We start from the raw sequence: 2,044 nt of genomic DNA, 5'->3' as shown, positions 1-2,044 counted from the left end.
TTGTTGCAATAAAATAGAAACAAAAGTGCTGTCCCTTGCACTCTTTGGATAATTTAATGATAAAAAATTTAGAGAGAAATTTTATACACTATCGCTGATATTTTTCCTTAAGTTGACGCCATTGCCTGAACGGATACAACTTAATTTTTAATCTGCAGGAGTCAAGTTGAGGATGTCCAATTTTCCACTTTCTTTATAGCATAACATACTTCAGCGCCTCTTGCTCCTCTTGAAGTCCAATGGGCTCACCACTTATGTGTAAATTAATCGTTAATGTTGTACACGTTCTTTTCTTTTTCTACTCTCTCTTGCTCTTCAATACAATATATAGCAAGCGGATTAGCTTTAAGTCTTTCGACTCCTATTTCTTCTCCTGTTCCATCGCAGTAACCATAAGTGCCTAATTTTATTTTTTCTAACGCCTCCTTAATTTTTTCTTTTCTATCTTTTCGACGCTTGATTAATTCCTCGTTTCCACTATCTCCATCAGAATAGTATGTATCAATACTATTCTCTTCTAGTTCTTGTTTCTCCAGCTCAGCGAGTATTGACTGTAACTTTAAGCTGAAGTATTCCAGTTGTTTTACGCTCATATATTCTTCATCTTCTGAAGGAGTGTAATCTTCTGGTGACTTTATTTTTGGTAACTTTTCCATAATTGCATTATCAAAAAAATAATAAAACCTATATAATTTATGAACAAAAAATTATACTACCTCAAAGTAAACACTATAATTTATAATAAACATTTAAAAGCCTAGTATGATCGATTCAGTAAAAAAATTAGTAATAGATGATAAGAACTTTACCTATATAGTATGTATTTTTATCATAATGTTAAGTTTATCTTCATTTACACTTAAAAACAACAATAAACAAGAAGTTATGTTAACATTAACATGGATATGTGCTACATTTGTTTTGCAGATTTCTACAAATAATTTGTTTACATCTGATTATCATGATGGAATATTAGAGCAAATCTTTGTACAGCCACTCTCTTCTAGGCTTATAGTTGCTTATAAAATTTTCGCTCACTGGTTATTATTTGGGTTACCGATTTCAGTAATTTCTTCCATATTCAGCTTTGCAATTCTAGGCAATAGTATTGAACACTCAATAGCAGTTGGAGTGTCTCTATTATTTAATACGCTGATAATCATTAATATTTCAGCTACTGGAAATGCATTGATGATTGGTCGAAACAACTTAGCATCAGGAGTATCGCAAATTCTTGTTTTGCCAATGATAATGCCAACCTTTGTGTATTTTAAAATGCTAACTCAATTTGAAAATTTATCCTTGAATATTTATACACTACTAATCACCATCTTAGTTTTTGTTATTTTGATTGTTAACAGCACCATAACTACTCACATGGCACTAAAATTTGCTGTGGAACAGGATTGAAAAATCTTACTGTTATTCAGTAGACTTCTTGCATAACCTAGAAAAAAGGCAAATAGTTATTATAGATTTAGGTTTATCGACAATTTGAAAAACCTTCATTCCAGCATCCTTCCCTGTCATCCAAGTAGCCCTTCGTTGTCATCCCAGTGTCAAAAACTGGGATAACAGCTAACCTGACAACCGTCATCCCGCTACTTGTTAGCGGCTAAGAGATACCGTGACGGTATGACGGTTCGCGGTGGCATGACGATAAGCCTCATCATCCCGCTACGTGTTAGCGCCGCGGCGGTATGACGATTCGCAGCGGCATGACGAGAAAGGGGCTACTTGGATGATACCTTTTTTCTACTTAGTTTGGGTTATGCAAGAAGTCTATTCCTTCATAAGGAGAAGTAGTTAAAGGAATTTACTCTATTTCTCCCTCTTTTTTTATTATTTTTAATCTATAGTTAACGTAAAAGAGATATGCAAAAACTCTATTGATCCATAGTCTGCAAATTATTAATAACACTTACTTTAAAGAACCTCACTTTACGCTGATCTTTAAGCGCTCTTCTGTGGTATTTTGTAAGAACCTGTTAAGGATCTCGAAAATATGAGGTAAAATAAGCATAGTTAAGAAAGAGGTATATCT

The 2,044-nt window shown here is 33.5% G+C and carries 2 protein-coding genes and 1 pseudogene; 1 reads left to right on the top strand and 2 read right to left on the bottom strand.

From position 1 onward, the window contains the following. Nucleotides 1-263: 263 nt before the first annotated feature. The gene (locus OZD61_RS03185; protein ID WP_064124828.1) at nt 264-656 is read right to left on the bottom strand and encodes a TraR/DksA family transcriptional regulator; all 393 of its coding nucleotides are present in this window, start codon (nt 654-656) and stop codon (nt 264-266) included. A 106-nt stretch (nt 657-762) separates the two neighbouring features. Here OZD61_RS03185 and OZD61_RS03180 point away from each other — a divergent pair, with 106 nt between their 5' ends. Then, a complete protein-coding gene (locus OZD61_RS03180; protein ID WP_151808123.1) occupies nt 763-1,410 on the top strand; it encodes a heme exporter protein CcmB in 648 nt (215 codons plus the stop codon). A 476-nt stretch (nt 1,411-1,886) separates the two neighbouring features. Here the strand turns inward: OZD61_RS03180 and OZD61_RS03175 are convergent. Further along, nucleotides 1,887-1,982: pseudogene (locus OZD61_RS03175) on the bottom strand (tRNA (guanosine(46)-N7)-methyltransferase TrmB); the annotation flags it as partial. Nucleotides 1,983-2,044: the final 62 nt, after the last annotated feature.

Source organism: Wolbachia endosymbiont of Drosophila bocki, from assembly GCF_028982005.1.
Taxonomy (GTDB): domain Bacteria; phylum Pseudomonadota; class Alphaproteobacteria; order Rickettsiales; family Anaplasmataceae; genus Wolbachia; species Wolbachia pipientis.
The sequence above is the reverse complement of the archived record's forward strand: the minus strand, read 5'-3'. Positions and strand labels throughout refer to the sequence as shown.